The organism is Leptolyngbya sp. FACHB-671 (genome assembly GCF_014695745.1).
In the GTDB taxonomy this organism is placed as follows: Bacteria; Cyanobacteriota; Cyanobacteriia; order Elainellales; family Elainellaceae; genus JAAUTN01.
This window is the reverse complement of the sequence record NZ_JACJOV010000041.1, coordinates 1-25,038: the sequence shown is the minus strand read 5'-3', so window position 1 is coordinate 25,038 and position 25,038 is coordinate 1. Positions and strand designations below refer to the sequence as shown.

Annotated in this window: 19 protein-coding genes and 4 pseudogenes; 13 read left to right on the top strand and 10 right to left on the bottom strand. The window is 47.3% G+C overall.

The window, feature by feature from the left end; genetic code table 11:
* Positions 1-209 (top strand): hypothetical protein (locus tag H6F93_RS02295; RefSeq protein ID WP_206755700.1); only part of this gene is annotated, 209 nt, incomplete at its 5' end.
* 111 nt (positions 210-320) lie between these two features.
* A complete protein-coding gene (locus tag H6F93_RS02290; protein WP_190678902.1) occupies positions 321-1,019 on the top strand; it encodes a Crp/Fnr family transcriptional regulator in 699 nt (232 codons plus the stop codon).
* A 125-nt stretch (positions 1,020-1,144) separates the two neighbouring features.
* Here the strand turns inward: H6F93_RS02290 and H6F93_RS33775 are convergent.
* Positions 1,145-1,592, bottom strand: a pseudogene (locus tag H6F93_RS33775) (IS6 family transposase); the annotation flags it as partial.
* Positions 1,593-2,033: 441 nt separating this feature from the next.
* On the opposite strand from H6F93_RS33775, the gene H6F93_RS02275 reads away from it, so the two are divergent.
* Both H6F93_RS02275 and H6F93_RS02270 read left to right on the top strand, forming a co-directional pair.
* Positions 2,034-2,450 (top strand): class I SAM-dependent methyltransferase, encoded by a 417-nt coding sequence (locus H6F93_RS02275; protein ID WP_190645363.1) that lies wholly within the window; start codon positions 2,034-2,036, stop codon positions 2,448-2,450.
* Positions 2,451-2,711: 261 nt separating this feature from the next.
* A complete protein-coding gene (locus tag H6F93_RS02270) occupies positions 2,712-2,912 on the top strand; it encodes a hypothetical protein (protein WP_190678901.1) in 201 nt (66 codons plus the stop codon).
* Positions 2,913-3,086: 174 nt separating this feature from the next.
* Here H6F93_RS02270 and H6F93_RS02265 read toward each other — a convergent pair whose 3' ends face one another.
* The 3 genes from H6F93_RS02265 to H6F93_RS02255 all read right to left on the bottom strand — a co-directional run bounded on the left by H6F93_RS02265 (position 3,087) and on the right by H6F93_RS02255 (position 4,082).
* Positions 3,087-3,227, bottom strand: a complete 141-nt coding sequence (locus H6F93_RS02265) for a hypothetical protein (protein ID WP_190678900.1) — start codon at positions 3,225-3,227, stop codon at positions 3,087-3,089.
* Between the two features lie 29 nt (positions 3,228-3,256).
* Positions 3,257-3,490: a hypothetical protein gene (locus H6F93_RS02260; protein ID WP_190645368.1), complete on the bottom strand. Its 234-nt coding sequence runs from the start codon at positions 3,488-3,490 to the stop codon at positions 3,257-3,259.
* Between the two features lie 403 nt (positions 3,491-3,893).
* Entirely contained in the window at positions 3,894-4,082 is a 189-nt protein-coding gene (locus tag H6F93_RS02255; RefSeq protein WP_190678899.1) for a site-specific integrase, read from the bottom strand.
* A gap of 480 nt (positions 4,083-4,562) precedes the next feature.
* Here H6F93_RS02255 and H6F93_RS02250 point away from each other — a divergent pair, with 480 nt between their 5' ends.
* From H6F93_RS02250 to H6F93_RS02220, 7 genes are all read left to right on the top strand, one after another.
* Positions 4,563-7,316, top strand: coding sequence for a WD40 domain-containing protein (locus H6F93_RS02250; RefSeq protein WP_190678898.1), 2,754 nt, complete (start codon positions 4,563-4,565; stop codon positions 7,314-7,316).
* Positions 7,317-7,499: 183 nt separating this feature from the next.
* A complete protein-coding gene (locus H6F93_RS02245; RefSeq protein WP_190678894.1) occupies positions 7,500-8,573 on the top strand; it encodes a pentapeptide repeat-containing protein in 1,074 nt (357 codons plus the stop codon).
* A 283-nt stretch (positions 8,574-8,856) separates the two neighbouring features.
* Positions 8,857-9,726 carry an alpha/beta hydrolase gene (locus H6F93_RS02240; protein ID WP_190678892.1) on the top strand — a complete coding sequence of 290 codons (870 nt, stop codon included), beginning with the start codon at positions 8,857-8,859 and terminating at the stop codon, positions 9,724-9,726.
* 697 nt (positions 9,727-10,423) lie between these two features.
* Positions 10,424-12,688 carry an AMP-dependent synthetase/ligase gene (locus H6F93_RS02235; protein ID WP_190678890.1) on the top strand — a complete coding sequence of 755 codons (2,265 nt, stop codon included), beginning with the start codon at positions 10,424-10,426 and terminating at the stop codon, positions 12,686-12,688.
* Between the two features lie 21 nt (positions 12,689-12,709).
* Positions 12,710-15,070: a 3-hydroxyacyl-CoA dehydrogenase/enoyl-CoA hydratase family protein gene (locus tag H6F93_RS02230; protein ID WP_190678888.1), complete on the top strand. Its 2,361-nt coding sequence runs from the start codon at positions 12,710-12,712 to the stop codon at positions 15,068-15,070.
* 114 nt (positions 15,071-15,184) lie between these two features.
* Positions 15,185-16,366, top strand: a complete 1,182-nt coding sequence (locus H6F93_RS02225; protein WP_190678886.1) for a thiolase family protein — start codon at positions 15,185-15,187, stop codon at positions 16,364-16,366.
* Positions 16,367-16,376: 10 nt separating this feature from the next.
* A complete protein-coding gene (locus H6F93_RS02220) occupies positions 16,377-18,845 on the top strand; it encodes an acyl-CoA dehydrogenase (RefSeq protein ID WP_190678884.1) in 2,469 nt (822 codons plus the stop codon).
* Here the strand turns inward: H6F93_RS02220 and H6F93_RS02215 are convergent.
* Positions 18,773-19,300, bottom strand: a complete 528-nt coding sequence (locus H6F93_RS02215) for a group II intron maturase-specific domain-containing protein (RefSeq protein ID WP_277882817.1) — start codon at positions 19,298-19,300, stop codon at positions 18,773-18,775. The two genes, H6F93_RS02220 and H6F93_RS02215, sit on opposite strands and share 73 nt — an antisense overlap.
* Before the next feature lie 243 nt (positions 19,301-19,543).
* Complete coding sequence (locus tag H6F93_RS02210) at positions 19,544-19,915, bottom strand: hypothetical protein (protein ID WP_190678880.1); 372 nt, start codon at positions 19,913-19,915, stop codon at positions 19,544-19,546.
* 509 nt (positions 19,916-20,424) lie between these two features.
* Between H6F93_RS02210 and pyrC the strand changes: the two genes are divergently transcribed.
* Positions 20,425-21,453 carry a dihydroorotase gene (pyrC, locus tag H6F93_RS02205; protein WP_190678878.1) on the top strand — a complete coding sequence of 343 codons (1,029 nt, stop codon included), beginning with the start codon at positions 20,425-20,427 and terminating at the stop codon, positions 21,451-21,453.
* Positions 21,454-21,526: 73 nt separating this feature from the next.
* Here the strand turns inward: pyrC and tnpA are convergent.
* The 3 genes and pseudogenes from tnpA to H6F93_RS02190 form a co-directional block, all read right to left on the bottom strand.
* A pseudogene (gene tnpA / locus H6F93_RS33770) lies at positions 21,527-21,763 on the bottom strand (IS200/IS605 family transposase); the annotation flags it as partial.
* 113 nt (positions 21,764-21,876) lie between these two features.
* Positions 21,877-22,944 (bottom strand): alpha-1,2-fucosyltransferase, encoded by a 1,068-nt coding sequence (locus H6F93_RS02195; protein ID WP_199313436.1) that lies wholly within the window; start codon positions 22,942-22,944, stop codon positions 21,877-21,879.
* Positions 22,945-23,299: 355 nt separating this feature from the next.
* Positions 23,300-24,475 carry an FAD-dependent oxidoreductase gene (locus H6F93_RS02190; protein WP_190678875.1) on the bottom strand — a complete coding sequence of 392 codons (1,176 nt, stop codon included), beginning with the start codon at positions 24,473-24,475 and terminating at the stop codon, positions 23,300-23,302.
* 268 nt (positions 24,476-24,743) lie between these two features.
* Here H6F93_RS02190 and H6F93_RS35605 point away from each other — a divergent pair.
* Positions 24,744-24,929 (top strand): annotated as a pseudogene (locus tag H6F93_RS35605) (transposase); the annotation flags it as partial.
* A gap of 3 nt (positions 24,930-24,932) precedes the next feature.
* Here H6F93_RS35605 and H6F93_RS35600 read toward each other — a convergent pair.
* Positions 24,933-25,038 (bottom strand): annotated as a pseudogene (locus H6F93_RS35600) (IS630 family transposase); the annotation flags it as partial.

Below are 25,038 nucleotides of genomic sequence, written 5' to 3'. Positions count from 1 at the left end.
TTCTCTCAAAGCAAAGCACGACTATGATGACCAAATTTGGTTTTGTCGAATTCGCTCCCTGGTTTGTAAGCTTTGTCCCATCAGCAATTAAGAAAGATTTGTCAGGCAGTCAGGTATCGAGCTATTCCTCTACCTACTTAACCATTACGGTTTCAGCAACGCCCAATATTCAAAGCCATGCAGCAGTTCCTCTTGTTTACTGTTCGTAGTTTGCCGAATTCTGATGAATCTATCTATGAGCTACCTCATAAAATGACTAAACGCAGGGAAAACATTAAATTGAAGGAGAAATCAAGCCTGCTTGATCGAGGAGTTCAACGATGCAGGTGACGATAGACCAACTCCAGCAAATTCCACTGCTTTCTAAACTCGATCTCGATCAGCTTGCTCACCTACAAGCTCGTGCGGCAGTTAAGCACTATTTGCAAGGAGAAATCATTCTACATGAAGGCGATCGCTTACCTGCTCAACTTTTCGCGGTTCTCAGTGGCAGAATTGAAATCAAGAAAACGGCTTCTACAGGTAAAGAAACAATTTTGCGAACATTACCCGCTGGAGAACTCTTTGCTGCACCTGCACTATTTGGCGATGGTGTAGCCCCCGCAACGGTAGTGGCTGAACAGGACTGCCAGATTCTCACGGTTGAACGCACTACTTTACTAGAAATAATTCAGAACTCTCCAGAAGTAGCACTGCAAATTATTGCAGTTCTAACAGAGCGTCTCCAACATCTCCATCAAGTCGTACATGGGCTGGTTTCAGAGCGGGCGATCGTGCGGTTAGCACAATTTATTCAAGCGGCGGCGATCGCTGAAGGAACAGATGTAATAGATCAGGGATTACAGTTGCGATCGCGCTTGCCCTACTACCAGATTGCTCGCAGCATCGGGATCACTTATGAAGAATGTGTCCGACTGTTCAAGCAAATTCAGACAGTTGTTACTTACCGTCGGGGCGGGAAGATTTTAGTATTAGATCAGGCAAAACTAGATGCGATCGCGAACGGGCACACTGCGTGAACATCCAGGTCGATAAATCACAGCGCGTCAAATTTTGAGAACTGCTGTAAGTGGAACAAGCAGGGATAACGCTTCGATCAAACTCCTTTAGCTAGCAAAACTTTGGCTGCAAAAAAATCGTATTAGAGCCTTTCAAGGGCGACCGGATAAGCTGCATTTTTGTCCACATTGACGACACGTGGTTGAGTGACATGATTGGCTTTCAACACTTTACGGAAGAAGTGTGCTACTACTTTGCCATCTCACTTTGCACTCAGCATAAAGTCCAAAGTATAGCCCTATGAATCGACGGCGCGATACAGATATTTCCACTCCCCTTTGATTTGAATGTACGTCTCATCCCTTTCAGGAATCATTCGTTGGCTGCAAACGGGGTCGAACTCGCTTGTCCAAATCGGAGGCATACTTCAATACCCATCGGTTGATCGTTGAGTGGTCTACGTTCACACCTCGCTCTTGCATCATCTCCTCTAAATTGCGGTGGCTCAAAGCGTGACGGCGGTACCAGCGAACGTTGAGCAGGATGATTTCAGGCAGAAAGTGTCGCCATTTGAAGGGAGAAGAAGTAGACATTACTGGGTCAGAGACACGAAGCAATGACCACAGCACCCGAATTGTATACGGAGGCAGTATCTCGCTTCCTGCTTGGAAAATAGATTGAAGTTCTGGTGACGGTTGTTGCTACTATTGCCCCAACATAATCTAGCCTGACCATCTACTGCACTAACTTTCTGGGCATTGCACAAATTGAGAATGATGCGGAAATTCCTAGTATGCGAATTGCCCACTGTAAGGACACGGCAATGCCTTGCCCCTACGAAAATCATTCGTCAAATGTGCAACGCCACTTTCTGAATGGTGCGCCAAACTTTAAAGCCAGTACTGCTGCAAGCGAACCGTCTTGCTTAGGCAGAGCAAGACTATCTGGAGAATTTGGCTGAATATCCTGAAAACGGCTGGTCACTCTATGAGCAAAACAACCATTACAACTTGTTCCGCATCGGGTGAAAAGATATGAAAGATTGGTACAAAGAAGACCTTGCTTATATTCACGATGCGGGTCACAGTGATTACGCGCTCAAATCTGCTCCAGGTATTCTCGATATCCTGACTCAAAACAATATTCGAGAAGGTTTAGGAGTTGACTTGGGCTGCGGTAGTGGGCGATCGGCGTTAGAACTTACGAAAGCTCATTATCAGGTGCTTGAAGTTGATATCTCTGAGTCGATGATTGCACTTACTCAAGCCAGAGTTCCAGATGCTCAGTTTCGAGTTGAATCGTTGTTTAAAGTCGATATTCCGTCTTGTAATGCGGTGATTTCAATTGGGAAATGTTTGAATTACTTGTTTGATAAAGATAATACTGACCCAGTACTAACTCAACTTTTCGATCGCATCTATCACGCCACAATTCCAGGGAGAGATTGGTAAGTTCTTGCACAAATTCTTTATGCTTGGGCGATCGCGCCTGCAAGTCGATACAGAGTAGTGGAAAACACTCGCAGTTGGAGAAACGCTAGAGGTCGAGTTTGAAACGAGAGCGGTAGAACTCAGGATTTTCAGTTGTTAAAGAGCAGGAAGTTACTCGACGGGGTGAAACACTCATCAATTATGTGATGGAGAAGTCCCTTAACTAACTCCACTGAGAAAATTTTGCTCTCAGTTCTATGCTCAATCAATGGAAGTGATTCGATGAACACAAAATCTCACCGTTCGTTAGGTCGGGCTTTATTTCTCTCTACTCTCGCGGCAACAAAGCCTGCTAACCAGTCCGGGAGCTTTACGGATATTCTGTTTAACCTAACGCCAGCCTATCTGCAAGCGACGATTCCTAAGCCCGGTTCACTGTTTGGTTGGTTAGGGGCGAGCAAAGGTTTTAATAGGGGTGATTGAAGGGTCGCTGTCACCAGATGCAATTAGAGCAAATCCGGGACCTGAAACAACGCAATTATGTTAAACAATGAAGAAGGGTTTCAGCCTAATTGCATTCTATGACAGCTACGCTTCAAACACCCTAGTTTAATCAGAGCCACTTCAATGTTTCCTAAATGCTCAACCCCTGAACGTTCAAATTGGGGTGGTGTCGTTGGCTTTAGTGTAGGTGGTGCCTGTGCGGATGTAGCAGATGCCTATGCGATGCTTAACCCAATCGTTAATACAAAGGATAACAAACCAACCGCGATCGCCTTCCAGCTTAACCCTCAGCATTCTCCGGCAAGAACTATACAGAAGTGCGATTACCACTCATATTCCAACTCGCCCCGATTGATTTTACCTACAAGTTTCGAGTACAGTTGCAATGCTTCTGGAACTATCTTTTTGTGTGCAAAAGCAATGGTTTTGATATGTTCCAATTCGTCATGAGAGAGCCAATCATCTGAAATCGCCGCTTCAATCGTCCTCCTCAGCTCTTCTAATTGTTTAATTTCTTCGGGTGAAAGTTCCTCAGTAGAGAGATGTTCGACTTTCATGATGATTGCCTCCTCTAAATTAATTACCGTTATATGGACAGTTGAAGAGAACTCCGAGAGTGACAACTGATGTCTACTTAGGGTGATTGAAGGGTCGCTGTCAACCGATGCAATTAGAGCAAATCCGGAGCCGTGTTTTGCTTTGTTTCTCTCAGCTGTTTCTCATCACTCTTTTACTGTAGGCGGTGGTCTTGCCGGTGGCGATGGCTAGAAGTTAGGGAAAGTTATGGACTCGGTTAAGGAGACTGAGCCGCAACTGACATTGTTGGTGAACCGTGGTCTAACATCCTAAAAACGCCTTTGTGCACTTGCTCAACCGCTCAATTCTCTCAACCTTCTGCCGTAGTACCTCAATCTCTCGCTCCAGGCACTTCAATTCCTTGCCACGAGCGATCGCCCATGATCATCGCAGCAGTTTTCGCCTTACTTGGCAGTTTCCCTTTGGGGCGATCGCCTCCCCCATCCGACAGCCAGTGTAAGCAGCGATGGCGATCGCCGTTCTGTAGGGTTCGCGAGCATAGGTTAAAACTTGCTCCACTTCGGCAGAAGTTAAAACTTTGGACTGACCTTTCCCTTCAACTTTACCTGCCATCTAGTTTGTTCACTCTAAAATCAGTTGCTTCTAATAATATTGTTGTTTGTTAGGGTTGGTCGCAATGGGGCAGAGTCAGTCTGGGTGATTACAAAGACGCATTAGCGCTTACATCAGCGAATTTACCTTTGTGGGCGTTAAATGTCTGTGCGATCGCACGTGTTGGATTTTTAGGTTTGTGACTGAAGAGGATCGAGTTTTTGTACAGTGCCCAACTAAATGACATTAGGACAGATTCGTATTATCAAGCCAGCCTATTCACTGCACGCCTTCAATCACTGAGCTTGGTACTAGTTCATTTACTTCCTGCCCATACTTAAAGATAAGCCTCAACAGAAATAAGCTTCACATCCGTGTTGTCACTAACTTGCCATCACGACAAATAAAAAGTCACTGTACAAATTCTGAAAGATTTACGATTTCTTCCGAAGATGAAGTGCAAGGATTGAATTAACAACTATCCTCGTTATGTAACCCCCTATGAGCGATGTTTTTATTTCCTATTCCCGCAAAGACACCGACTTTGTGAAAGCCCTCTATGCAGCATTGGAAGCACGCAATCGCAGCACCTGGGTTGACTGGAGCAATATTCCCCTGACGGCAGACTGGTGGCAGGAGATTCAGACTGGCATTGAGTCTGCTGATACGTTTGTGTTTATCATCAGCTCTGATTCAGTTGCTTCTGCGGTTTGTAATCAAGAAATTGATCATGCCGTTTTGCATCACAAGCGATTATTTCCAATTGTGCGGCGTAATGAGTTTGATTTGAGTCAAGTTCATCCAGCGTTGCAAAAACGTAACTGGCTCTTCTTTCGAGAAACGGATGATTTTGATCGTGCATTTCATCAGCTTTTGGAGGCTCTCGACACTGATCTTGAGCATGTGCGACAACACACCAAACTGTTGATTAAGGCGATCGAATGGGAAAAGAGTAGGCGAGATGATAGTTTCTTGTTGCGAGGCAACGGATTGGCAGACATCGAACAATGGCTTGCCCACAGCAAAGACAAACAACCTCGACCTACAGAACTGCAAAATCACTATGTGATTGCTAGTGAGCAGTGGCAACGGCAGGAGATCGAACGCCTGCAATCACTTTATGAGCAGGCTGAGCAACGCCGAATTGAAGCTGAGAGGAATGAAGTCAAGGCATTATGCAAATCTTCAGAGGCGTTGTTTATCTCAAACCAAGAATTTGAAGCATTGCTGGAAGCATTGCGAGCAGTTCGACGCTTAAAGTTGGCAACGTGGACAGAAGCCAATTTGCAAAAGCAGGTCAGGTTAGCGCTGCAACAAGCAGTTTATGGGGTAAAAGAACGCAATCGCCTAGAAATAGGTGATCACCCTGTATTTGTCAAACAAGTTTGTTTCAGCCCAGACGGAACTCTCATTGCTGCCGCTGTTAATGCAGTCGTCAATGCACAAGTAAAAGGCAGCATCATTTTATGGAGCTCAAAAGGACAGCAAATCAGAACCTTGGCAAGACATGAAAGTTATATCATGAGTGTTTGCTTTAGCCCTGATGGTCAGGCGATCGCATCGGGTGATGCCAGTGGGAAAATTTATCTATGGAGTTTAGAGGGGCAGCGTCTTAGACACTATCACGACCCGACTGGTATTGGGGATATTCAATTCACTCCGGATGGTGCTCTGTTAATTGCTGGGAGCAACGATGGTGCAGTTAGGGGATGGACGGTTGAGGGGGAGGAAATACTTACCTTGCCCACCGCAGGCTATGTAACCAGCATTGATATTAGCCCAGACGGAACTATCATTGCAGCAGCAGGCGGCAGCAATGCGAGAGGAGGAGGAAATGGCATTGTCAGGTTGTGGACAATTGCAGGACAGGAATTACAAACGCTCGACGGGCATATTGCACCAGTAATGGCAGTTTGCTTTGATGCCACTGGTACTGTCATTGCCTCCAGCGGTTGGGATCGTAAAATTAAACTCTGGAGCTTGAATGGTCAAGAACTTCAGAGCCTGGATGCCGATTGCATGGGAAACCAGGGTAGCTGTGAAGCCGTTTTAGATGTTCGGTTTAGTCCTGATGGAACTTCAATCGCGGCGGCTACACAAGATGGATTGGTTAAACTTTGGAGTTCCGAAGGGCATGAGTTGGGCGTTCTCAAAGGACATACTAGTAAATTGTGCAGCATCAGCTTTAGTCCAACAAACAATCTTATTGCCTCGGGCAGTGTTGATGGTACGGTTCGGCTTTGGAACTTATCTGATCAAACGTTATTAACGTTAACAAGTAATAAATCGCATGGGTTTCTCAGTATTGGTGTTAGCCCTGATGGGCAGTGGGTTGTGGCAGGTAGTCACGATGGCATCATTGCGATCTGGGATCGGCAAGGACAGTTGCTTAAATTGTTTCAAGGACATCAAAACTGCATTAATGACATCGGTTTTAGCCCTGATGGTCAAACATTTGCGACTGCCAGTAACAACGATACAGCGACAGTGAGGCTTTGGAATCTAGATGGAGACGAACTTCAGCAATTCATTTGGCATAACCGGGGAGTTTACAGCGTTAGTTTCAGTCCTGATGGGCAGTCGCTGCTCTCGGTAGGGTGGGAAGATGGCACAATTCGGTTGTGGAACTTGAAGGGACAGTTACTAAAAACCATTGATGGTGCTCGTTTGGACGCGCGCTTCAGTCCTGACAGTCAAATCATCGCAGCGGCTGATGCGATCGCCAACGTAACGCTATGGAACTTAGATGGGGAAAATCTGAACACCTTGAGCGGACACAAAGACACGGTGAGGCGGCTCTGCTTCAGTCCTGATGGTCAAATCATTGCGACAGCAAGTGATGACAAAACTATCAAACTTTGGAGCATATCAGGTGAAGAACTGAAAACATTGACTGGACACCAAGGAAGAATTCAAGGATTGAGTTTCAGCCCCTGTGGGCAATATCTTGCATCTGCTAGTGTAGACAAAACCATCAAGCTCTGGAATCTAGAGGGTCAAGAACTCAAAACCTTAAAAGGGCATGGAAATAGCGTTTCTGCAGTGTGTTTCAGCCCGGATGGTGAGGCGATTGTGTCTGCCAGTATGGACAATACAGTCAAACTTTGGAACGCCGAAATACTGGATTTTGATGAGTTGGTGATCCGAGGGAGTAATTGGGTGCAAGATTACTTGCAGACCAACCCTAATGTCGAAGAGAGCGATCGCCTGCTCTGTGATCAGATTATGAGCAAACCTAGAAATGTTGAAGGCTAAGTAAACGTGATGAATCCATGACAGAATTGAGGGCAAGTGTCCTAATTTTTTGGAATTGCTGGATTACAGGCTGATATCGTCCCTGTTATTTCCAAAGATCAATTGCTGGAAAGTTTGGAATCTTTAAGATTTCGATGCTTAATTGAACAGCAGAGAACTCGCTTTACCGAGCAGCCCGTTGTCATGGAATACGTCACTGAAAAACTTCTGACTATCGCAGCCCATGAAATCGAAGCGCAAACATTGTGGGACTTAAAGACTCATGCGTTATTGAAAGCAGAAGCGGTAGATTATGTTCGCGACAGTCAGAAACAGTTAATTCTAGAACCGTTGATTGCTCGACTGATGGTACATTTTTTAAGCCATGATGCGATTACCCCTTTGGGAGACTGCAAAGCAATCGTTCACCATCTGCGGCAACTGCTCCGCCAATGCCAGCAACAGACTGCGTCATCCAATTGCTATGCAGCAGACAATCTATTAAACCTCCTCAATCATCTGAAAGCAGATTTAACAGGAGTCGATCTATCAGGCTTGACGCTACGACAAGTAGATTTAGCCGATACGCCGCTGCATCAGGTCGATTTATCGAATACCCACTTGAAGCACACCCGATTTACTGAATCGATTTCTGATATTTTCAGAATCTCAATCAGTCCCAATGATGATTTGTTGGCAATGGCAGGCTTAAACGGGGCAGTATTTCTCTACGATCTCAAAGCGGGGCAGTGGACCAATTCCTGGTCTGCCCATCAGGGCTGGGTAATCGCAGTTGTCTTTGCCACAGATTTCCAGACCTTATTCACGGGAGGTTTTGCTCAACGGATCGCGCAATGGAATGTGGTAACTGGGCAATGTCTACAGGAATGGCAGACGGATAGTCCGATCTGGCGTTTAGCACTCAGTGCCCATGGACAATGGCTGGTCAGCGGTCATGAAACTGGTAAGGCTCAACTCTGGAACATACATACGCAGCTGCTGCTTAGAGTGCTAAACCATTCGGGAGTCGTGCGAGGTGTGGCATTTCATCCGCAAACCCATCATCTGGCGACAGGCAGTAGCGATCGCCAAATCAAATTGTGGAGCTGTGCAACTGGGGAATGTTTAGCAACCTTTGATGGACATGACGACGCAATTTGGGACCTGGGTTTCAGTTCCAGCGGTGAGTATTTAGCCAGTGCAAGTTCGGATGGTTCTGCGATGCACTCCCCATTCTTGCATTATCTCCTCCAAATCTCGGTAGCTCAAGCGACATAACCGGAAGATCTGCTGAGCAGAATATTTCTTCCCTACGGTGGAGAACGTTAGCAATTGCCGTTTCATAAGGGTTAGATATAATGCTAGGTATGATGTACGACTTCTAATTACCCCAATTTCATACTCAGTAATCTCCTCAAGTTAGTAGCGGTGAGTTCAGGCTACTAGCGACTGATAGGAATGCAGCAATTTTTTCGCTTCATCCCTTTAACTTAGTCTGTCTATGTTAGTCCTTAGTAGCGTTTGAACCCACAGCAGCAAACGCATTTGAGGAGACATAATAATGCAACACGTTGAAGGAACGTTCAAAGGCTTTGGAGGGCTAGACCTTTATTATCAAAGTTGGCATCCAAGGGAAACGATTCAGGGAACTGTTGCCCTGGTTCATGGTTTGGGAGGGTACAGCGGCTTGTTTAATCCTGCTGTAGAAACTCTCACTACCCAAAACTTTGAAGTGTATGCCTTTGACCTACGCGGTCATGGACGCTCCCCTGGGCAGCGAGGATATATCAACTCCTGGTCCGAGTTTCGTGAGGACTTACGCCTATTCTTGCAGCAGATTCACGAGAAACGACTAGGAGGACCCTATTTTCTGTGGGGACATAGCTTGGGGGGCACGATCGTCCTCGACTATGTGCTGCGATCGCCAGAACGACTTCAAGGACTCATAGTTACAGCACCTGCTCTTGGCAGAGTTGGCATTTCTCCAGTGAAGCTAGGATTAGGTCTATTGCTTTCGGGAGTTTGGCCACGGTTTAGCCTAAAGTTGGGCATCCCAAATGACTTTTGCGAACGAGATCCAGAACTCTGCGCAGTCTATCTCCAAGATACACTGCGCCATGAGTATGGCAGTGCTCGATTAGCAACAGAGTTTTTTGCAACTGTAGACTGGATTTATAAACACACGTCCAATCTGCAAATTCCTTTATTGCTTCTGCATTGCAGTACAGACGCGGTAACGCTCCCCGAGGCTAGCCGCGACTTCTTCCGACGGGTGATGTTCTCCGATAAGGAATATCACGAGTATGCGGGCTGTTGCCATGACCTCTACAGTGATGTGGATTATCAAGTTCTGACAGACCTAGAACATTGGCTGGGGAAACATTTAGACCCAACAGTGGCTTACGGGTCGTCAGAACTGTATGCATCCTAAAGGATTTATCTTAGATCTTAAGTAACGGCGTTACTGGTCTACGGTATGAATTGTAGGGGCATTTTAGTAGGGGTGTTTCGCAAAACGCCCCTACTTTGGAATGGATAGCCGTGCATCATCCCAAGATAAAGAAATGCCGATTTTTATAGCGTACAGAGTAGGTAATAACAATCATCAACTATCTATGACGAAAGCTCTATCTTGACGAGTATTACTAAAGAGAGATTTCCTTAGCGATCGCTGCAAAACGTAATGTTTTACCCTCAACTTCCTCAAGAAATATATAAAAAATCAACTAATTCAATACTAACCGGCTACACTGAAACTACTAGAGCTAGAGGCGTTTAGGCATGATAGAGCCGAAGTCTCAAAGCATATGAAATTGTTTCTAATTGCTACCAAACTGAAAGGAGATACTGGGGACTGATTAAAGCTCGGTTGTCAGAAGTCAACATCTAAATTTCTGCGGGGTCTTGCATCTTACTTCTCTAAAGCATCGTTGAATTGCAAATGTTCAACGCTACATAATTGCTTCATTTCTTGATAACACCTCGGGAGAGGTTAGACGCATTGGATTGGCAACAATTCAATGCGTAGACTTCTCTTTCGCTCCATGATTTTTTGTTCAATGATTTGCTTTAGAGGGTTTAGAAATAGTTGTTTATAAGGAGAAGAGGATTCTGCTCTTCTAAAGAAGATGTTATGCACTGATGAGAAGACATATCAAACTTCCTTAGATTCTGGCAATGTATTTCTGGGGCGGACGTTACCTTCATTGTTGAATGAGGCTTGCGATCGCGCCCCAAATGCTCAAGCATTCAATCAATGGACTGATACAGGTTGGCAGCCACTCTCAAATCAGGACTTCAAAGCAACGGTCGAAGCCTTGGCATTGGGACTCGTCAATTTGGGTTTAGAGCAGGGCGATCGCGTTGCCCTGTTAATGCACAGCGATCTGAACTTTTGCATTGCAGACCTGGGGTGTCTTCTAGCAAATTTAACGAATGTACCGATTGATCCAACACAAACGCTCGAACACATCATCTTTGTCTTGCGACATAGTGCCGCTAGAGCACTCATCATCTCCAACCTAGAGCTATTGGCACAAATTGTGCCGAACCTCTGGGACACTCCTGACCTGCAATACATTATTGTTGCCAATGTTCCTTTGGACTGGCAGCAAGTGCGATCGCAGTGGGTGCAATCGGGAAAGCCCGTTCATCCAGATGAGTTCAACCCTGACGCGATTTCTGAGTCTGCTTGTCTTTGGATTCCGATGTTTTTACATCCTGCTCAGGCAGACCAACCTCGCTCTCCGTTTCCACAATGCATTCAACTCTTTTCGTTAGATGAGATTCAACGTGAGGGGCAAGCTCAATACTCAAGCGATCGACTGCATCAACTTCACAGCACGCTGACTCCTAACACGCTTGCAACCATTATCTACATTCCCGACGATATGGGGCAAATGCAAGGTGTCATGCTAACCCATGAAAACCTTTCAGCCAATGCGCTAGCTTCATTTGCGAGCCTTCCGGGCTTAGGAAGGGGTAACACAGAGACGGTGCTGACATTTTTGCCCTTAAATCACGTTCTTGCCCGAACGCTGCTCTATGGAAACATCAACTATGGGCACAGCATCTATTTCTCCAACCCTACTCGGGTAATGAAACATCTCAAGGAGGTTCAACCTACGATTCTAGTGACGGTGCCTCTTTTTCTAGAGAAGATTTACCGTAAGGTTCTTGAGATGGGCGGACAGCGGGATAGTGTCATCAAGAAACTGGAAATTAAGGACCCAAAAGATGATGTAGAAACGATTCTGGCATATTTCTCTGAATCAACCCGTTTCCCTTTCTCAAGGTCTTTGAGCCGATGGCAGCGTATTTGGTTGTCTTGGTTGCAGGCGTTGCAAGTTACAACAGCTCAGCTCATCTTTAATTGGGCGCTAAACGTTGCCAAGCGATATGAGCTGGGACGAACCAAAGGATTGTATGCATTGCTGTTGCAGCTAGCTGACTGGTTTGTGTTTTCAAAATGGCGATCGCTGTTTGGTGTCCGCCTTCGCTATTTGATCAGTGGAGGAGCTGTATTAAAAGCTGAGTTAGCCAATTTGTATGCAGCAGCAGGTCTACCCGTTCTGCACGGCTATGGGTTAACTCAGGCAAGTGCTGTTGTGTGTTTCAATCGCATGTCTCTTAACCGAGCAGGGACCGTCGGTAAGCCGATCGCAGGAGTTGAGGTTGCGATCGCTCCTGATGGAGAAGTGCTAACCCGCAGCCCTTATGTGACACCAGGGTATTACAAGAATCCCGAAGCCACACGAGCCCTGATTGATGAACAGGGTTGGCTGCACACGGGAGATTTAGGTACGTTTACGAACGAAGGTTTCTTGAAAATCACGGGTTTGAAAAAATCACTCTTCAAGCTGTCAACGGGCAAGTATATTGTGCCTCAACCCATTGAACAGCGGTTGAAACAATCGCCGTTAGTGGCTCAAGCGATCGCCGTTGGCTCTGAACGCAAGTTCTGTACGATGTTGATTGCCCCAAACCTGGAAGCATTGCACCATCATGCCCAAATTGTTGGATTTGATTTATCCAATCAGGAATTGCTGAAGCATCCCTGCGCTATTGCTCTGTATCAATCTCTTGTGGATAGCGCTAATTGCCATTTGCCATATTGGGCAACGGTCAAACGATTCCGATTATTAAATGCTGCGTTCACTGTTGAGAATGGACTGCTCATGGCAGATGGACGCATCAATCGTGCCAAAGTTGCTGAAGTGTTTGCTGCCGAAATTGATCATCTGTATCGAGAAGGGGAAGTTCGCAGAGGCGATACAGAACGGGGACGCCATAGCAATGCCTCCAATTCTGCCCTGGTATCCGCTTGTCCTCCTATCCCCGATGCGTCTTGTCCAGCCGTTGCTCAGTCTTTCAACCCACGACTCACCACCTAACTATAGAAGGGTTTCAAAGCAATGTTTAAACCATTTCAAACAGCCGCCGTTCTGGGTGCGGGCGTTATGGGAACTCAAATTGCAGCCCATCTCGCCAATGCAGGTTTGACAGTACACCTCCTCGATCTGCCCGCCAAAACCGGCAACAAAAATGATTTGGTCGAAGCCGCTTTTAAGAAGGCGCGAAAACAATCTCCACCCATCTTTTTCACCGAAAAAACAGCTCGTCGGATTATTCTCGGCAACTTTAATGACCATTTTGATCGACTGGCTCAGGTAGATTGGGTGATTGAAGCGGTCGTTGAAAATTTGAACATCAAGCAGCAGTTAATGCAGCGCTTGGAAAGCGTTATTCGTGAGGATGCGATCGTCTCGACGAACACCAGCGGATTACCAATTCATGCGATCGCTCAACGTCAATCAGAGTCATTTCGGAAGCGTTTTTTAGGAACGCACTTCTTTAACCCGCCGCGCTATCTCAAACTATTGGAAGCGATTCCAACTGCAGATACCGATCCACAGGTTCTGAAGCGTATGCAGTGGTTTGGACAAGTGTATTTAGGTAAAGGGGTTGTGTTTGCAAAAGACACTCCCAACTTCATCGCAAACCGCATTGGCATGTATGCCACAATGTTAGGACTGAAAGCCTGGACAGAGCAGGGCTACTCCATTGAAGAGATTGATACTCTCACCGGAACGCTAGTGGGTCGCCCTAAGTCTGCAACATTCCGAACTGCTGATTTAGTGGGATTGGATACGCTGCTGTATGTGACAGAAAATCTTTATCCGGCTATTCCTAATGATGAAAGTCGAGATGTGTTCCGCGTTCCTGAGGTTATGCGTAAACTGGTCTCAACTGGAACACTGGGAGCGAAAACAGGACAAGGATTTTACAAGAAACAAAGTGGCGAAATTCTTTCTCTCAATCCTGTAACGCTAGTCTATGAATCAGCTAAACCGCTGAATCTAGGCAATGTTGAAGCTCTTAGCAAGCTACCGGATTTGGGCGATCGCCTCCGAGCGTTATATCAAGATCGCGATCGGGCTGGAGCTTTCTTCCGCCAAACCATGCTGAAGATTTTGGGCTACAGCGCTCGCCGCATTCCTGAAATTGCCGATAGTCCGGCTGATGTTGACCGGGCGATGCGATGGGGCTTTGGGTGGGAGTTAGGTCCCTTTGAAATTTGGGATGTTTTGGGCTTTGAAACCGTATTGACCGACATGAGAGCTGTCGATATTCTCATCCCTGAATGGATAGAAATAATGCATCGCAACAGTGCCAGCAGTTTCTACTGGAATGACCAATACGTCTATGAGCTGGGGCGGAGCAACGAGCTGCATTACATTCCCCTAGAAATTCCGGCGGATGAAATGAAGCTAGAGACTGTGAAAGCTGATCCACAGCGGACTCTCTGGCATAACCCAGAAGCGGCTCTATTGGACTTAGGCGATGGGATTGTGCTGTATGAGTTTCGTTCAAAGGGCAATACGCTGAGTTTGAAGGTGGTTGACGGCTTAGATGAGGTCCTCAAGCTTTTAGAAACCCGCGATGACTTCAAAGGCTTGGTCATTGGGAACGATAGCCCCCACTTTTCTGGAGGAGCGAATCTGGCTGAAATGGGGGTGCTGGCTCAGTCTGGTAACTTTGATGCCCTTGACAACTTGATTGTGCAATTTCAGACCATCCTCCAGCGCATTCGCTATGCGTCCAAACCCATCGTTGCTGCCATTCAGGGACGTGTCTTGGGGGGAGGATGTGAATTAGTCATGGCTTGCCCACACGTGGTTGCTGCCGCAGAAACCTACATTGGACTGGTGGAGTTAGGTGTGGGTCTAATTCCGGGAGCAGGCGGCATTATGCGAACGGTGGCGCGAGTGACTGAACGAGCCGCTTCAGAATCCCCTAGCCATATTCAGCCCTTTCTCCGGGCGGCATTTGAAACGATCGCCATGGCAAAAGTTTCAAGCAGTGCGGCTGAAGCCCAAGAGATTGGTTTTCTGCCGCTAACCGCTCGTATTGTGATGAATGGCGATCGCCGCCTGTCCGTTGCCAAAGCAGAAGCGCTGCACCTCAGCCAGATTGGCTACACTCCACCCCCAGAACAAAACAGCATTATGGTGCTGGGTCAACCCGCCAGAGCCGCACTGGAACACGCTGCCTATGTCTTCCAGCAAGGAGGGTTTGCCAGTGAATACGATCGCTACCTTGCAGGGCGGCTAGCCTACGTCATGACCGGAGGAGAACTTTCTGCCCCTGCTCTGGTCCATGAAAACTACCTGCTGCAGCTGGAACGGGAAACATTTCTCCCACTCCTGAGCCAGCCTAAAACGCAAGAACGCATCGTGCATATGCTCAAGACCAAGAAACCATTGCGGAACTAAGCAAGGAGAGGGGGCGAGAGGGAAGTTTTCTCAACTCAAAACTCTCCTCACTCCTCACTCCTCACCTCTCACCTCTCACTTCAATAACAACTTTCAATTTCAAATACAAAAGCTATGAAAGAAGCATACATCGTGAGCAACGTTCGGACGGCGGTAGGAAAAGCACCGCGAGGCACGCTACACAACATGCGTCCCGATGATATGGGTGCGATCGCCGTTAAAGAAGCTATCCATCGAGTTAAAGGATTAGAACCCGATCAGATCGACGACCTTATTTTTGGCTGTGCATTCCCAGAAGCGGAACAGGGATTTAATTTAGGGCGCGTCATTGCTCAACGGGCAGGATTACCCGACTCAGCAGCAGGCTGCACCGTCAACCGGTTTTGTGCATCTGGCTTACAAACGATCGCGATGGCAGCCCAAGCGATTACGCTGGGGCAAGCTGAAGCGATCGTCGCTGGAGGCGCAGAATCGATGAGCTTGATTCCGATGGGGGGAAATGCGTTTGCGCCCAACCCAGACTTGATTGCAGAAGCACCTCAAGCCTATTCCACGATGGGCATTACAGCAGAGAATGTGGCGCAGCAATACCAGGTTTCCCGGGAAGACCAGGATGCCTTTGCATTGCGATCGCACCATCGGGCGATCAACGCTATCCAATCCGGTCGCTTTGAAGAAGAAGTGGTACCTCTCCCCGTACATGAAACGCTGTATGTGGACAGTAGCCCCCATTCGTTTGACACTGTGTTTAAGGTGGATGAAGGACCGCGTCCTGATACCAGTCTAGAAGCCCTGGCTAAGCTGCCCCCCGTGTTTCGCATTCACGGCAGCGTGACGGCTGGAAACTCCTCTCAAATGTCGGATGGAGCGGCGGCGGCGGTATTAATAAGCAAACGTCTGGTTGATGAACTGGATGTGCAGCCAATGGGACGATTGCTCGGTTTTGCGGTTGCAGGAGTGCCGTCTGAAATCATGGGAATTGGACCCGTCGCTGCCATTCCAAAAGTGCTGCACCAGGTCGGTTTGAAGCTGGACGATATTGGTTTGATTGAACTCAATGAAGCCTTTGCCGCCCAAAGTCTGGCTGTTATCCGCAAGCTTGATTTGAATGAAGAGATTGTCAACGTCAATGGAGGTGCGATCGCCCTCGGACATCCTTTGGGATGTACAGGCGCAAAACTCACGGCCACTTTGCTGCACGAAATGAAACGACGCGGCGTTCGCTATGGTTTAGTAACCATGTGCGTTGGTGGCGGTATGGGTGCTGCAGGGGTACTTGAGAATTTGATGGTTTAGGGGGAATACTATGCCGTTCATTCAGCCAGTCATCAGCATTCCCAGCCTTATCCTTCTTTTACTGCTATTTGGCTATCTCGGTGTACCGCTGTGGATGTGGTCGCTGTACGTTGCAGCCACGCTTTTAGTTATCAACGCACCTATTTTGGGATGGTCCATTTTTGGTGTTGTGGCTGTCATTTTGAATGTTCCTTGGCTTCGTCGTACGCTCATCACTGGACCCGTCATGGGAGGCATTCAAACTCTCAAACTTCTGCCCAGCATTTCAGAAACGGAACGAGCGGCGATCGAAGCAGGAACAGTTTGGGTAGATGGTGAGTTCTTTTCAGGCGCACCTAATTTTAGGCGCATGAGAAGTGAGCCATATCCTCAACTGCCGCCTGAAATTCAAACATTTTTAGATGGTCCTGTAGAGCAAGTTTGTCGGATGGCAACCGATTGGGAAATTCAACGTCGCAAAGATTTGCCACCCGCCGTGTGGAGTTATCTCAAAGAAGAACGGTTCTTTGGGCTAATGATTCCAAAAGAGTACGGTGGATTGGGATTCTCGAACTTGGCTTACAGCGCAGTGATGGTCAAGCTTGCCTCGCGATCGTTTATTCACACGGCCACGGTTGGTGTAACGAATTCGCTGGGTCCGGCAAAACTGCTGCTCAACTATGGCACACAGGCGCAGAAGGATTACTATCTCCCTCGGTTGGCGCGAGGTGAAGAGATTCCCTGTTTTGCGCTGACAGAGCCAACGGCTGGATCAGATGCTGCCAGCATTACTTCGCAGGGTGTGGTGTTTCAGGATGAGAATGGCAAACTGTGTCTCCGCCTAACCTTCCGCAAACGTTACATTACGCTAGGCACGATCGCCACTCTGATCGGGCTCGCATTCAAGCTGCGCGACCCCGACAATCTCCTCGGCAAAGGCGAAGATGTAGGCATCACCTGTGCTCTCATTCCTGCCAATACCCCTGGAGTGGTGCTGGGGCGACGCCATGATCCGATGGGAGTGCCGTTCTACAACTCTCCTATTGAAGGACGGGATGTTATCGTCCCGATCGACCAAATTATTGGCGGAGTGGAGCAGGCGGGTCAAGGTTGGAAGATGCTGATGCAAACCCTAGCTGCCGGACGGGGCATCAGCTTTCCGGCAACTTGCACCGGCATTGCCAAATTGATAACGCGCGTCACCAGCGCTCACACTACGGTGCGACGACAGTTTGGGCTGTCGATCGGGCGATTTGAAGGAGTTGAAGAACCGCTCGCCCGCATTGGCGGACTTACTTACTTGATGGATGCAGCTCGCATCTACACGTGTGGAGCCGTAGATAAGGGCGAGAAACCATCTGTTGTCTCTGCGATCGCCAAATATCAGTTCACAGAACTGTCGCGCAAACTGATCAACGATGGCATGGATGTTTTAGGTGGATCAGGGATTTGTCGGGGTCCACGCAATCTGCTGTCCAGTATCTACATCGCCACGCCTATCCCGATCACGGTTGAGGGGTCCAATATCCTCACCCGCACGATGATGATCTTTGGACAGGGTGCAATCCGATGTCATCCTTATATCTATCAAGAAGTTCAAGCTTTAAATCGGGGAGATGCGATCGCCTTTGATCACGCCCTCTGGCATCACATGGGCTTGATCGTGCGAAACGGTTTTCGGGCAGGGTTGCTGAGTGTATCGCGCGGCTATCTTGCACCTGCCCCGGTTTCAGGACCCACTGCCCAGTTCTATCGCAAGCTGGCGTGGGCGTCTACAACGTTTGCCTTGATGACCGACCTTGCCCTCATCGGCTTCGGTGGCAATTTGAAACGCCGAGAAAAGCTCACAGGACGCTTTGCTGATGTCCTGTCCTGGATGTATTTAGGAATGGCAACCTTGCGCCGCTTTGAGGCAGAAGGACAAAATCCCGAAGATTTACCCGCTGTTCGTTGGGCGATGCAATATGCCTTCGCTCAAATTCAACAGGGATTTGAGGGGATTTTTGCCAATTTTTCTATCCCTGTTCTCGGTCCTCTCTTCTGGTGTCCTGTGCTGGCATGGTGGCGGCTCAATTCCATTGGTGCGCTACCCTCAGACGAACTTGGCAGCACTATTGCCCAACAGCTTCAAATTCCTGGAGCAATACGCGATCGCCTCACACCTGGGATTTATGTCCCAGACCATCCTGATGAAGCGTTAGGACGATTGGAACAAGCGTTCCGTCTCTCGTCTCAAGCTGAAGCTATCTTCAAGACGATCAAGACAGCGAGTCGTGATGGGAAACTACCACAGATGAAGCCACAACAGTTGATTGATGCAGCGCTGACTGCTGGCGTGATTACCGAGGATGATGCAGCTCTTCTACGAGAAGCCGAATCTGCTCGCAATGATGCGATTCAGGTAGACTCATTTACGCTGGAAGAGTATCAACATGGCGGACAATTAACGCTGTGGCCGCCAAAAGACAAACTGGAATCACGGGTTGAGACAACATTATAGGTAGGTCGCCCCATCTGCTTGGCTTCAAAACCGGACTTGCCCGTTTCCGTGCATCCGGCTCCTCTCCAACTTGGCTCATTGTCAGGAATCCCAGTTTTAGGTGTTGTCGCTGCTGCGTGTACTTGGTCGTGGCAGTGACGGTGTAGCAGTTTCAGATTATTCAGGCTTTGATTGCCATGATTTCCATCTTGGTGGTGTACCTCGATTTGAAATACCCATCCGTCTCCCTGGTTCACTCGCCAATATAGCGACACAATTTGATGGGTATTGAGTCTGGGATGTCTGTGTTTTGCCCAACGCAACAGTTGCCCAGACGGGTGGTAGGACATTGAAGCAAATGCTTCTTTACTCACTACCGTAGCGTAATATTGGCACCATCCAGTAATGATTGGGTTGAGGTGAGCAATTAACCCTGCTTGGGTGGTTGCACCATGAGATGACATAATCTTTTTCAATTGTACCAAGTGGCGATGTTGACTCTATTGGTTGGGTTTAATCAGGGTCTTGAATCCATGTTTGGAAGCGTATTTGCCTACCGGATATTGTCGCACTGACATCACTATCTGTGATAGGGAGAGCGATATTTATGAGTTTTTTGTAGCTGCCCAACGAGTTCAGTCGGAGTTCGTGATTCGAGCTGCTTGGAACCACCATTTGGAAGAGAGTGAACTGCCATGGCTTTGGGAACATCTGCAAGCTCAATCGATTGCAGTACTATGTCCAGCAAAGAACAAGATATCCCACGCTGCTTTCCAAAGGCGATCGCTCAACTGTTGGCGGTGTGGCTCGACTAAAAAATCAATTTCAGCATTCGGTAGCTGCTCTAAAATCTGGCGATTGCCCTCCAGATCAATTCCCTCACTGTTTCCCAGAATCGCGAGAACTTTAATCGTCTTATTGCCAAGAACTGTTTTATTACTGTGAATCTTGCTGCTGTGAATTGCTTCGTATTCCGGCGCACTCAAAGCAACTTCCGCCTTTGGATAGCGCTCAAGAAAATCCCATTCATGCCAGGGAAGTTTCTGTAAGCTCAAATCGTCGGTGCGAATTAGAAATCGAATCGTCCGCAAGTTGCTTGAGCTGTTCGTCCAAGTTCATAGGTTAGATCAAACGATGCGAAGAACCCTACTAATAATTCTCTAAAAGCTATTCGCCTATCAGAGTGCTGCATTCTGCGAATCGCCATAAACTTTACAAAAATATGCTTTTGCTGTCACTTGGCAAGGATAATCGCGCTTAATTTGACTCTGTCGGAAAAACTAGTGAAGAACAAACGACTCACTCCATCTAAATCGAGTTAAGCAACAAGTCCAAAAATTAGAGACACGAATTCTACTTGTGCTCGCATATTGCCACTTTCAACCCCCTGAACCTGTGCTTTGCGAAGCAGATTCATTAGCCTTTCTATAGCGACCGGATAAGCCATATTTCTGTCCACAATGAGCACACGGGGTTCCTTGACGTGCGGCGCTTTCAATGTTTTGCGAAAGAATCATGCTGCGGCTTTACCGTCTTGTTTCGCACTGAGCATAAAGTCACTGTACACTTGTCCAAGCACTAACGGTTTTATAATTGTAAGATGCAGAAGCTTACGATCACCCAACCTGACGACTGGCATCTCCATCTACGCGACGGCGCGGCGCTGAAAGCGGTTCTACCCCATACGGTGCGTCAGTTTGCCCGTGCTATCATCATGCCAAATTTGAAGCCTCCAATACGCTTGGTAGCTGATGCCGCAGCCTATCGCGATCGCATTCTTGCAGCCATTTCGGCTAGCCAACAGTTCGAGCCACTGATGACGCTTTACCTCACTGACAACACAAGCCCCGAAGAAATTATCGTGGCCAAAGAATCTCAATTTGTCAAAGCGGTCAAGTACTACCCAGCTGGTGCAACAACTAATTCAGACTTCGGTGTGACGGACATTCGCAAGTGCGATCGCGTCTTTGAAACGATGCAGCAGGTAGACATGCCTTTACTGCTGCATGGAGAAGTGACCGATCAAGATGTTGATATATTCGATCGCGAGAAAGTGTTTATTGAGCGACATCTGATCCCTCTCAAACAGCGGTTTCCTAACCTGCGTGTGGTGCTTGAACACGTTACCACTTCAGATGCTGTGCAGTATGTCCTATCTGTCAACAACATCGCTGCAACGATTACGCCACAACATCTATTGTTTAACCGCAATATCTTATTTCAAGGTGGAATTCGCCCCCATTTCTATTGCCTGCCAGTTTTGAAACGTGAGGAGCATCGCCTGTCACTTTTGCAAGCAGCAACCTCTGGTAATCCTAAGTTTTTCTTAGGCACCGATAGCGCTCCTCATCCTCGCAACAGCAAGGAAAGTTCCTGTGGCTGTGCGGGTTGCTATTCGGCTCTACACGCCATAGAGCTGTATGCAGAAGCGTTTGAGAGCGTTGATGCACTTGATAAACTTGAAGCGTTCGCCAGCTTCTATGGTCCAGATTTCTATCAACTCCCGCGCAATACTGAACAAATTACTTTGACCAGAACGACTTGGCGCGTTCCCGATGAAGTCCCGTTTGCTGAATCCGGGCTTGTGCCCTTACGGGCAGGTCAAGAGATGACGTGGCAAATGGCTTGACCCCGGCATGACCTAAACTAGTTGCTTTAGGCGAGTGTGTTATAGACACGCTATTTCTAATTATTGATGGAATAACGATCGATGCCACTGCATACTTTGGTGGATTTTCAATGCACATATGAACAGGGTCTGGCATCAGATGCCCCTCGATGATGAGATACTCCTTTTGCCGTGCTAGCTCATGAAAAATCGGACCGAGAAATTTGCGAATTTCTCCGAACATCGCCTTACAACAATATTTGGGTGTGAACACGATGTGATACTTGCAGTCCCACTTGGAGTGGGAAAGGTTTTGATACAATTGCGACATGATATTCTCTCCTACGGTTTTGCTTCACCAAGCCACCGTGGGAGTTACTTTGCTGCTGCAACGCTCAAAGCTGGTCGAGTTGCACTGGTCGAACCAGTGGCTTACCTCAAGAATTAAGTTATGTTGAGCAACCTAAGTACGCCTCGCCAACCTGCCCCTTGATAGCTTAAGTAGGTTCGCACAAGCCATTGTCTGGTTAAACTAATCGGCACCTGAACACAGAGACACCTCAAAAGTCCGAGTCTACCTTGAGTCGCAAGAGCCACCGCCGCAGCCTCATCAATGCCCTTCAAAATCTTGGGCTGTCCATCGCCGACGTAAAGAAGTGGCAAACTATCCCAAGGGTCAAACTGGATAAACTTGATGGAGAAGTCCCAACAGGGGCGAAAAAACTGTTGTCCTCGCTCGTTTAACAAACAAGCTGCAAAGCTGAAAATGCTGTTGCTAATGCCGACCACATCACACTGACTTAGCATAAAAAAGTCAATATAGAACTCAGCATTAATAGCCTGAAGCTGCGGCAATTCAATAGACAAATCCTTGCAGGTGACGGGGTTAAACTTAGCAAAGGCAGGCAAAACACGCTCTAACTCGTCACTACACAGAAATAGCACAGGCTGGTCAAACTGATCCCATATACTATCGAGCCAGTCACACCACCACGCTAGCGGTACAACTAGGGTAAATCCTGAAAGCGGTAAGCGAACGAAATCACCCCGTCGAATGTGCACCCCAATAATTGTTTTGCCTTGCGATCGCAACTTAGCCAGCCCAACTTCTAGCGCATCCCTGAGATCAGGAACGGGTTGAAACAGCGATCGAAAAAAGGTTTGATGTGGCTGCAAAAAACGAGTGTGAACTTGAAAAAATCCCCACAAATCAACATTGGTTAATCCTTGCTCTAGCGCCTCGACTCCAACGCGAAGACTTGGTGCTCCTGCCATTTTTTCAATGTATGGAATAAACTCTGGAAACGCATCAAACAAGGCTTCACCCTGATCGAGCTGTTCGATTGCAGGAGGTAAACGCTGTGTAATGGGTGGATCAGTATGTCCAAATAGTGATTGACCAATCCAAGCTGGGCACTCGACCTGCGCGTTTGATTGCAATGCACAAATTCGTAAGAACGCATACTGAAAAAGTTGATTACCAAATCTTCCTAGCTTCCCCAGTGATGACATCGTGAGTATAGACCGCTCAGATGAAGATGTATCTGTTGCTGTAGTCTCTGTTGGTTGATTGAGAGAATTTATAGCGCGAAAAACTTGATCCGTCTCACTGCGCTTGGAATACTTCAAATCTTTATCCAATGCTGCCTCCCATTTATCGCTTACTTTTAGTACTGACTGCTACATCGCTAGCATTCACCTGACTTAAAACAATCATCACTAAACTCTCGACAAATCGTTGCTGATCACCTTACACCCATAAATTGCACCGCGCAGGATTTGCTCAAGTTTTTTCAAGGTTGCACAAATCCAATTGGCTCAGCATCATCAAATGGGAAACGCTATATTGCAGATCAGAAAACCGGATTTATGAGATACACGCTCTAGCACCAGGATGGTAGCTGTAGAGCCATGTTTCAAATTCATTTTGATTCATTTGAGAAGATTCCATCATTTCGTTTAATGTCGTTTCACTATCACGTTGATAAGAGCGATAGCCCTGAATTGAACTGCGATTGTAAATAACTTCTGTACGAGGAAGGCGACTGTTTTCGTAGGACTTAAGAGCTGTTTTTATATTCGATGCAGCAGCAAGACACGCTGCTAGTTCGCAAGCATCCTCAAATGCCATATTTGCTCCCTGTCCCAAAGACGGAACGACTGGATGAGCTGCATCCCCTAACAGTACTACTCCGCCGTTACTCCGGTGTCGCAAGGGGGGGCGATCGCAAATTGGTCGTTCCACAATGTAATCGGCAGGCGTTGCTTTAATAATTTCGCCTACGAGTTCTGCCCAATCAGCAAATCGCTCTAGAACACGAGTTTTGGAAGCTGTAGCCCGTTGGTGAACAAAATCATCAGCAGATAGAGCACTAGCGCTCCAGAAGGTGTAACCTCCACCCACATCAACTAGCAGGAAGTTTTTGCCATCAGCTGATGTGAGTAGGGTAGAAGTGTTTGGAGCAAGTTGCTCATGCTCAAACTGGAGAATAGCCCGCCAAGAAACGCGACCAGCATAATTTGGAGAACCGTCGCCGATTAGGTTCTGTCTAACGATAGAGTTAATTCCATCTGCCCCGATTAGCAAATCTGTCTCAACGGTTTTCCCATCTGAGAAAAAGAGCGTAACACTGTCGTCAGATTGCCCACATCCGACACAGCGCTGCCCAAAATGGATGATATCAGTTGGTAGTGCTGATGCAAGAATTTCTTGGAGACGTGACCACCGAATGTTTAACATTGGTTGCCCATATTGCTGCATAACCGTAATTGGTTTGGATGCAATTGTTTCTCCAGTGCTGCGCTTCAAGGTGAGTGTGTCGAGCTGACTACCTGATTGTTTCAGAACCTCAACGATGCCCGGATGGATAGCTTCGAGACTGTTTAACCCATTTGGGGTTAAGGTCAAACCCGCCCCAACAGAGCGCAGAGTTTCTGCCCTTTCATAGACTTTCACGTCAAATCCGTGTTTGAGCAGGGCGATCGCAGTTGCTAATCCACCAATGCCGCCACCAATGATGGCAATATTCAAAGGTTTGATCATGTTGCTAGCTCCCAAACTGACATTAAATCTGAGGCGATCGCTGAACTCAAAAACATCGAGTGAGTTCAGTGATCATTGAATAAATAGCATCAGAGTAGAGTTGCGATATATCAGATTCTTCTAATCTTACACAAGAAACCAGCTCATTAATTAATTGTGGTAATCCCCCGGCTCTACCGGAGGATTTTCAGAGTTTGACAATACCGGGAATTTAGGAAAGAGACTCTGCAACGTGAACCCAAATGTGGGTCATTTGAAGGAGACTCTAATGAAAGATATTGGTAGTTTACTTCACAGCAAATGGGAGTGTAAATATCACGTGTATTCATTCCCAAATATCGACGCAAGACGCTTTACTGTGAACATTGAAGAAGGACACTTGATGGTAGACCATGTGCACGTGCTTATTTCTATTCCTCCCAAATATTCGGTTTCTCAAATTGTGGGATTTATAGCTCTACGGGAGCACGTTAGGACAGGTTTTGAAAGCTGCATCTATACAATTGTGAAAACTCTCAAACTCACTCCATCGTTGTCGCATCCAGTTCTTGAGCACAAACCAC